We start from the raw sequence: 7,615 nt of genomic DNA, 5'->3' as shown, positions 1-7,615 counted from the left end.
GGTGTGGTCAGCCGGGGTGAGCTGGGCGGTCACGGGGGGGGTCCAGGGGTTGGGGGGAGGGGGTCGGCGTCAGGGCGCTGGTGCGCGGGGCGGCGAGGCGGTGAATGAGCACCGGAGTTCTCCTTTAAAGCGACGAATGTTGCGTTAAGATGCTGGCATGGATTCCCCCATGCAGGCAAGCGATGATTCCGGCCGGCAGGAACCGGCCATCAAGCGCCGCCGGACGGGCGGCCGGAGCGCCCGCGTCCGCACCCAGGTGCTGGAGGCGGCCGGCGCGCTGCTCCTGGACGCCGGGTACGACGGACTGACCGTCGACGCGGTCGCGGAACGCGCCGGCGTCCACCGCACGACCGTCTACCGGCGCTGGGGCGACGTCGGACGCCTGCTGGCCGACGTACTGGACGCCGCGTCCGACGACACGTGGAGCCCGCCGGACACCGGGTCGCTGGAGGGCGATCTGACCGCCCTCGACCAGGAGGTGTACGACGCGCTGGCGGGCGGCGGGCCGAACCTGACCACGGCCCTGATCGCCGCCGCGTTCCGGACGCCGGAGGCGGCGGCAGCGCTGTCGCGGTTCTGGGAGGACCGCTACGCGCGGTGCGCGGTGGTCGTCAGCAGGGCGACAGACCGGGGCGAGCTGCCCGGTCCGGCCGACAGTCGGGCGTTGCTGGTCTGCGCGACCGCCCCGGTCTACCACGAGCTGCTGATGCTCCGGGCCGCTCCCGACCCGACGCTGCCGCGCCGCGCGGCCGCGGCCGCGGCCGCGGCGGCCTGCGCCGGCGCCTTCGCCCCACACCCCTGACCGGCCGCCCGGAACGGTCACCCCCTCGGCGCGGCTTGTCCGCGGCGGTCGGATCCGTGCCCCGCGGTCAGAGCCAGCCGCGCTGGGCGGCCTTGAGCCCCGCCTCGAACCGGCTGGTCGCTTCGAGGCGCTCCATCAGCGCGGACATCTGACGGCGTACGGTGCGCACCGAGACGCCGAGGCGCTGGCACGCGGCGTCGTCGGTCATTCCGGAAGCCAGGAGCTTGAGCAGTTCGCGTTCCTCCCTGCTGATGCCTTCGTGCAAGGCCCGTCTGCGGACCGTTTCGAGGGGGGTGGCGGTGTCCCAGGTCTGCTCGAAGAGGGTGACGAGCGAGGCCACGATGCCGGGCGTCGAGGTGCACAGGGCGCCGAGGCGGGAGTTGGCCGGGTCGATCGGGACCACGGCGGTCCGGCCGTCGAAGACCAGGAGCCGGGGCGGCAGTACGGGGCTCGTCCGCACCTCTCCGCCTTTCTCGGCGGTCCACTGCGCGTACGCGAGGGTGGCGGGGTCGTTCCTGACGCTGTCCTGGTAGACGGCGCGCAGGTCGATACCGCGCCGCAACGCGTCTTCGTCCAGGGGGCCGGAGGCGTCCAGGCTCGCCTGCGACTGGGCGCCTCCCGGCATGATCGAAAGGCACTCCCGGGTCAGCCCTCTGGTGAGGGCTTCCAGCCGGGACTGGATGGCGTCGAGTCCGACGAGGCGTTCGGCGCCGTCGATCTCCGTGTTGGGCTGCAGGTCAGCGTACTCGGCCACGGCCCGGGCAGCGGCCGCCTTGCCCAGGGCCAGGGCATGCTGACGGCGGGCCAGGTCCTCCTCCTGGCGACGGAGCAGCCGCTCGAGACCGGCTTCGAGGCTGACGGGGCGCAGCGCGCCCGTCGTCTCCCGCGAGGGTGTGAGCAGCCCGAGGTCGATGAGCCGGTCCAGGGCCTCGTGTACCTGGGTCTCGGCAAGTCCCACCCGCTGCGCGAGCCCGTCCGTACCGCTGCAGCGCTGTTTCAGCATGTCCCGGTAGACGGTCTCCGTTTGGGCGTCCAGCCCCAGTGATTCCAGCATTGCCGGCTCCCCCTCCGTGCATCGCATGCAGCATCAAAGCCACTTGCTGTCGATCTTAATCGCCATCGTGCCGCTGGGTGTCCTAAAACTGCCTGACTACTTGCTGACGCCCCGGATCCCTTCCGGCCGGGTGGAGGCGCGCAGCAGGATATGGATCACCGGCCGGCGGGACACCAGTCCCACCCGAGGCCAGGGCCGCAAGGCCGGCCGGTTCCGCGCGTCATGTCCCCCCGCCGTCCAACACCCGTGCACCTGCACCCAGGAGACCCGCATGTCCCGCACCACGCACCCGCTCGCCACCCCTGGCCTCACCACCCCTCCCCCTGCCGCCGCCACGGCGGCGCCGAGTGAGGGTTCCCAGGTCATCGGCTGGGACTGAAGCGCATGCGGGTGATCGTCGGTCGTCTGAACCGCACGTCGTCCGACCCCGCCCCGCCCGCTGCGGCCCCACTCATCCAAGACATGCTCTGGGCGCACGCCAGGCCCTGTGACGGCCTGGAACACGTCAGAGCCCGACCCGCCGAACACGGGCTGGACGTCTACCTGTTCGTCCGTGCCGCGTCCGATCAGTCGGCGGTCGACCAGATGCGCGCACTGCTCGGCCGCGTGGACCAGCCGGCCGCCCGTCACGGCTTCGGCGTCGTTCTCGACTGACGTCACCGGCGATTCAATTCGCCATCAGGCCGTGTGCCGGCCCCCTCGCAGCCCTTCTTCGGACCCGTCGTCCCGCCCTGCCCCTCCATCCCACCGGGAGCCGTCATGCCCAGACGATCGAACCGACTCACCCTCAGCACCGCCTCGTTGGTCCTGGCCGGGTGTGCTGCCGCCGTGGCGACGGCCGGTTGCGGCCGCGCCGACACCGGTGCGGTGCCGGCGGCCGCGGCCGACCCGGCCCCGTCCGCCGCCCGGTCGACGGCTCCCTCCACGAGTGCGGTTCCACCGGCCGGGACACCCGTGAGCCCGGCGGCGCCCGGACCGTCCTCCGCCCCCGGGTCGTCTTCGGCCCCCCGGCCGCAGGGCGAAAGGTCCGCACCGGGGAAGGGCGATCCGGGCGCGGCGCGCACCGTGGCCGTCACACCGGACGGCGTGGCGAAGCTGCCCGTGCAGAAGTCCCTCGACTGGAAGCCGGACGGCCCGCTGAGCAGCCGGCAAGTCGACGGGCACGAGATCACGCTGAACGAGTGCGCGACCGTCACCGGCGCCACTCTGTGGCAGCAGCAGGGCTATCTGAGTGCGGCCAAGAATCCCGCGGGCCAACAGCTGTTCCTCTTTCCTGATGCCGCGTCCGCCAAGGACGCCTACGACAGGCTCGTCGCCGGCATGAACAACTGCCAGACGGCTTCCCGCGGACTCCAGGCCCGCGAGGGAGTGGCACAGGACGCCGCCGTGTCCACCACCGCCACCACCAAGGACGGTACGGCCTGGTCACGGCACTGGACGGGCGTCGGTGGCATGTCGGCCCGCGACGTGCAGACCAACCACCTGTACGCCGTCCGGCAGGGCGACCGCCTCACGCTCTTCCAGTTCGACGAACTGGCCGAACGCCCCGCGCCTGCGCACGACACCCGTACCGACGCCTCCGTACTCGGCGCACTGGCCGAGCTCGGCCTCTGACGTCCTCTCTGATTCCCTCTTCCCACAGGAGTTGTTTTGTCCCTCAAGACCTCGGCCGCGCGCACCGCGAGCATCGTCACCGCAGCCTGCGCCGCCTCGCTCGTCCTGTCCGTGATGCCCGCCCACGCCGACAGCATCCAGGCCTCAGACGCCTCGGTCACGTCCACGGGTTCGCTGGGCAACCACGCTGCCCCCGGTGGTCAGGTTTCCCGGAGCCAGGCCATATCCAGAGCTCAGGTCTGGGTGGACGAGCGCGTGCCCTACAGCACCAACGGACTCGATTCCCCCTACAGCTGGTGGGCCGATGGCCCGACCGGTGGCCGCTACCGCCAGGACTGCTCGGGTTTCGTTTCCATGGCGTGGCAGCTGACCTACAGCCGTACCACGCTGGACCTGCCGAAGGTCTCCGCGCCGATCGACAAGTGGGACCTTCAGCCCGGGGACATCCTGAACAGCAACGAGCACGTCGTTCTCTTCGCCGGCTGGCGTGACAAGTCGGCCGGTACGTTCAACTACTACCAGGAGAGCGGCCGCAACCGGCCTACGAACTACAACACCGACGGCAACCTGTACGGGGCCTACCTGTCGTCACACCCCACCAGCAGCTACTCGGCCCTGCGCTACAAGAACATCACCAACGACGCACCGCCGGTGGCGTCTGCGTCGAAGGTCCACCTTGAGGTGGTGGGTGCTGATGGTGGGATGTGGAACACCGATGGTGATTATGCGGCGGGTGGTTGGACCGGTGCGTGGACGCCGATGGGTGGTAATGGCCTGAAGGCTCTTACGAGCGTGACGGTCGGCAACACGATGCACGTGTACGCGTTGGGTTCCACGGGGCGGGTGTTCACCATGGATGCCGACTACGGCACGGGCAAGTGGAGTGGTGACTGGGTGGAGGTGCCCGGCTCGTTCGCCGGTGCCACTGCGCTGACCGCCTCGGCCACGGGCTCCAAGGTCCACCTTGAGGTGGTGGGTGCTGATGGTGGGATGTGGAACACCGATGGTGATTATGCGGCGGGTGGTTGGACCGGTGCGTGGACGCCGATGGGTGGTAATGGCCTGAAGGCTCTTACGAGCGTGACGGTCGGCAACACCATGCACGTCTACGCGTTGGGTTCCACCGGTCGGGTGTTCACGAAGGACGCCGACTACGACACGGGCAAGTGGAGTGACAGCTGGGCCGAGGTCCCCGGCGACGCCGTCGGCGCCACCGCACTCACCGCCACCGTCACCAGGTAATCCGGGCCCTTCCCGTCACACCGCCGCAGGCTCATCCGCGGCCTTCGCGTAGAAGGCCGCGACCTTGAGCAGCCAGGCGATCTCCTCGCGCGGAGTACGGCCGCCGGTGGTGCGGTCGAGAGTGGCGGGGAGCGGCGGCAGCGGGAGGTTGCGTTCGCGCCGCCGCACGGCGGCGCGGAGCCACTCGCCCTCGGCGCGTGCCGCCTCCTCCTCCGTGCCCGGCTCCGCCATCACGGCGGCGTCGGTACGCGCCTGGCTGTCGTCTCGCAGTACGAGGGCGGCGTCCCGGATGGCGAAGGCCCGGTGGGCGACGTCGAGTGAACGGTCACCGGGAGTGAACAGGTCACGGCGCCGGCTGGTCGGGGTGCCCAGGACCACGTGCGGCACGGCGGTCACGAGATCGGACCACAGCCGGTGGAGCCGCCACAGCGCGTACTGGTCACGGACGTACCGCACGAGGGTGTGGGTCGGCGGGACGGCCACTCCCAGGACCAGGAGGACGATGGACACCGCGGGGAGGAGCTCGGAGACCGGGTCGATGGGCGGCACCGGGTGGCCGGCGGCGTCGAAGGTGGTGGAGTCGCCTTCCTGCACCACGAAGTAGATCCGGTAGAGGGCGTAGAGGAACCCGTTGCCGGCAGCGGCGGCCAGGCACACGATTCCCGCGCGCAGCGGACCCGCAGGGACGTTGCGGCGGTGGGTCCAGAACAGTACGGCCGCCTGCGAGCCGGCGACGGCGAACACGAGGTAGACCACGGCCAGATAGGCCTGAACGCCGGGATCGCCGAATCGGGTGTCGATGCCGTAGGAGCCGGGGAGGTCGTGCGGGAGGCAGAACACGAAGAGCAGGGTCAGGGTGGCCGACGCAGTGCCGGAGAAGAGCAGCCGAAGCCGGGCGGCGCGCGCCTGGAAGGGCCGGTTGTGGATGGCGTGAACGTAGTCGATCACGAACGAGGCCATCAGGACGGCCCCGAGATGCTTGATCAGTATCGTCACGTCATCGATGCCCGTGACCTTCTCCAGGGCGCTCTCGATGACCGGCGGGCGGGTGGACAGCGCCACGGCGGCCGACAGGAAGACGGCCCACAACGCGCGGTTCGCCCGCGAGGCGAAGGCCGAAGGGGCCCGCCAGAGCACCACGCTCCAGGTCAGGACCGGCATCAGCCATTCGAACAGCGGGCGCATCAGCGCATCCTCCATCTTCGGGCACGTACGGGGTGCATCAGGCTTTCGGCCAGACGGCCGGTGGCGGGATCGGTCACCGCAGCGGCCCCGCCGAGATCGGCGAGCAACAGGGCGATCATCTCCGCCTCCTGCTCCTCGATGGTGTCGTAGCTGGTCCGCCCCGAGCCCATCGTCTGCGCGACCAACTCCGGGGTCAGATCGGGGAGGAGTGCGGCCAGATGGGACAGCTCGAAGACGCCCGTGTGACCGCACAGGACGTGCCCGAGTTCATGGAGCTTGATCAGGTCCTGGTGGGCCGGGCTGGTGTGCTGCTCGTAGAAGACGACGTCGATGCTCGGCAGGGCGATCCACAGGCCGCACGGCGCGTCCCGACCGAGTTCCGGGAGCGGCTCCATGACGATCGGCCGCCCCCGCTGCTGCTCCAGGGAGGCGCGGAAGGCGTCGACGGTGAACGGTTGCGGGAGGTCCAGGCCCGCGAGGATGCCTTCGCAGCGCTTGCGCAGGCCCCGGGGTAGCGACATGACGAAGATACGTTCCTTCTGGTGAGGGTGGATGCCGCCTCCAGTATCAGGTGGCGCCCGAACCTCCTTGCGCGGCTCCCTGCTCCAGCTGCTTGAGCTTGTCGGCGAGGGCGACCAGCATGTGCAGGCTGCCGTCCGAGAGGCCGGACGCCCGTTGGACCAGGCTGACCACCTCGGAGTTGCCCAGGGCTTGGCGCAGGTCGCCGATCTTTTCCAGCCGGTCGAGCTGCTCGTCCACGACGGCCGCCTTGGAGTCGTCCAGGAAATAGCTGGCTCCCGCCTGGATCCCGAAGCCACGGCCCAGCCAGTCGAGGGTGTCCACCGTGGGGTTGGGGAGCTGCCCCTTCTGGTTCACACCGTGCTGGAGGTTGCGGATCGTGTCCTTGGAGATGACGTCCCGGCCCGCCAGCCGGTTGATCCGGTCGGCGAGCTCGCGGTATGTCGGGGCCCGGCCACCGGCCTTGGCCGCTTCCCGGGCGATGAGCCCGTCCAGCCGCTCGGCGATCTTTCCGGCACGCTCTCCGGGACGGCCCGTCCCGTCCGGGACGCCCTGGGGCCCGGACCGCTGTGCATTCACCCTCTACGCCTCCGATCAGCCCCCCCACCGTACCGCCGGGACACGGGCCCCGGCGGGCGCGCCCCCCGATCTGCTGCACGCCAACCCGGCCCGAGACCCCGGCCGCCGCGCCCGGCGGTCTAGCGGGAACGGCGGGGGGCCGGCGAGGTCCGCGCGGCGCGGTGTACGGCCGCCACGACGCCGCCCGCGCCGTCCTCCCCGGACATGTGCCGCCCGGCGGCCGCGGCCGCATGCGCGTACGACGGGTCCCGCACCGCGGCCGTGAGCGCGTCGGCGAGGCCTTCGGCCGTCAGGGACCGGAAGGGGACCGGGGCCGTCCCCGCGCCGATCGCGGCGAGCCGCGCGGCCCAGAACGGCTGGTCCGCGGCCACCGGCACGGTGACGGACGGGATTCCGGCACGGACCGCCGCGGCCGTGGTGCCGGCTCCGGCGTGGTGGACGACGGCGGCCAGCCGCGGGAACAGCAGGGCGTGCGGCACGTCGCCGATGGTCAGCACGTCGTCGCCGCCCCCGCCTTCGGCGACGAGTCCGGCGCTGCCCGACTGGAGGATCCCCCGCAGCCCGGCCCGCCGCAGGGCACGTACCGCGATGGCTCCCAGACGTTCCCCTTCGCCGGCGGC

Annotated in this window: 9 protein-coding genes; 4 read left to right on the top strand and 5 right to left on the bottom strand. The window is 71.2% G+C overall.

The genetic code is table 11. From position 1 onward, the window contains the following. Positions 1 to 169: 169 nt before the first annotated feature. Positions 170 to 802 (top strand): TetR/AcrR family transcriptional regulator, encoded by a 633-nt coding sequence (locus ACFXA3_RS28545; protein WP_385191363.1) that lies wholly within the window; start codon positions 170 to 172, stop codon positions 800 to 802. Between the two features lie 67 nt (positions 803 to 869). On the opposite strand, the gene ACFXA3_RS28540 is transcribed toward ACFXA3_RS28545, so the two are convergent. Continuing rightward, on the bottom strand, positions 870 to 1,856 hold the full coding sequence (locus ACFXA3_RS28540; RefSeq protein ID WP_385191362.1) for a LuxR C-terminal-related transcriptional regulator: 987 nt from the start codon (positions 1,854 to 1,856) through the stop codon (positions 870 to 872). 462 nt (positions 1,857 to 2,318) lie between these two features. Here ACFXA3_RS28540 and ACFXA3_RS28535 point away from each other — a divergent pair, with 462 nt between their 5' ends. The 3 genes from ACFXA3_RS28535 to ACFXA3_RS28525 all read left to right on the top strand — a co-directional run bounded on the left by ACFXA3_RS28535 (position 2,319) and on the right by ACFXA3_RS28525 (position 4,712). Beyond that, complete coding sequence (locus ACFXA3_RS28535; RefSeq protein WP_385191361.1) at positions 2,319 to 2,510, top strand: hypothetical protein; 192 nt, start codon at positions 2,319 to 2,321, stop codon at positions 2,508 to 2,510. A gap of 432 nt (positions 2,511 to 2,942) precedes the next feature. Beyond that, positions 2,943 to 3,470, top strand: a complete 528-nt coding sequence (locus ACFXA3_RS28530) for a hypothetical protein (protein WP_385191359.1) — start codon at positions 2,943 to 2,945, stop codon at positions 3,468 to 3,470. Positions 3,471 to 3,506: 36 nt separating this feature from the next. Beyond that, positions 3,507 to 4,712 carry a hypothetical protein gene (locus ACFXA3_RS28525; protein WP_385191357.1) on the top strand — a complete coding sequence of 402 codons (1,206 nt, stop codon included), beginning with the start codon at positions 3,507 to 3,509 and terminating at the stop codon, positions 4,710 to 4,712. A 15-nt stretch (positions 4,713 to 4,727) separates the two neighbouring features. Here ACFXA3_RS28525 and ACFXA3_RS28520 read toward each other — a convergent pair whose 3' ends face one another. The 4 genes from ACFXA3_RS28520 to ACFXA3_RS28505 all read right to left on the bottom strand — a co-directional run. Next, the gene (locus ACFXA3_RS28520) at positions 4,728 to 5,897 is read right to left on the bottom strand and encodes an MAB_1171c family putative transporter (RefSeq protein ID WP_385191356.1); all 1,170 of its coding nucleotides are present in this window, start codon (positions 5,895 to 5,897) and stop codon (positions 4,728 to 4,730) included. Continuing rightward, positions 5,897 to 6,418 (bottom strand): hypothetical protein, encoded by a 522-nt coding sequence (locus ACFXA3_RS28515; RefSeq protein ID WP_385191354.1) that lies wholly within the window; start codon positions 6,416 to 6,418, stop codon positions 5,897 to 5,899. The genes ACFXA3_RS28520 and ACFXA3_RS28515 overlap by 1 nt, the downstream gene beginning before the upstream one ends. A 46-nt stretch (positions 6,419 to 6,464) precedes the next feature. Then, a complete protein-coding gene (locus ACFXA3_RS28510) occupies positions 6,465 to 6,995 on the bottom strand; it encodes a hypothetical protein (protein ID WP_385191353.1) in 531 nt (176 codons plus the stop codon). A 119-nt stretch (positions 6,996 to 7,114) separates the two neighbouring features. Then, positions 7,115 to 7,615, bottom strand: a 501-nt coding sequence (locus ACFXA3_RS28505) for a glycosyltransferase (protein ID WP_385191351.1), incomplete at its 5' end; no start/stop codon positions are given.

This window comes from Streptomyces sp. NPDC059456 (genome assembly GCF_042750055.1).
Classification (GTDB): Bacteria; Actinomycetota; Actinomycetes; order Streptomycetales; family Streptomycetaceae; genus Streptomyces.
This window is presented reverse-complemented; position numbering and strand designations above follow the sequence as displayed.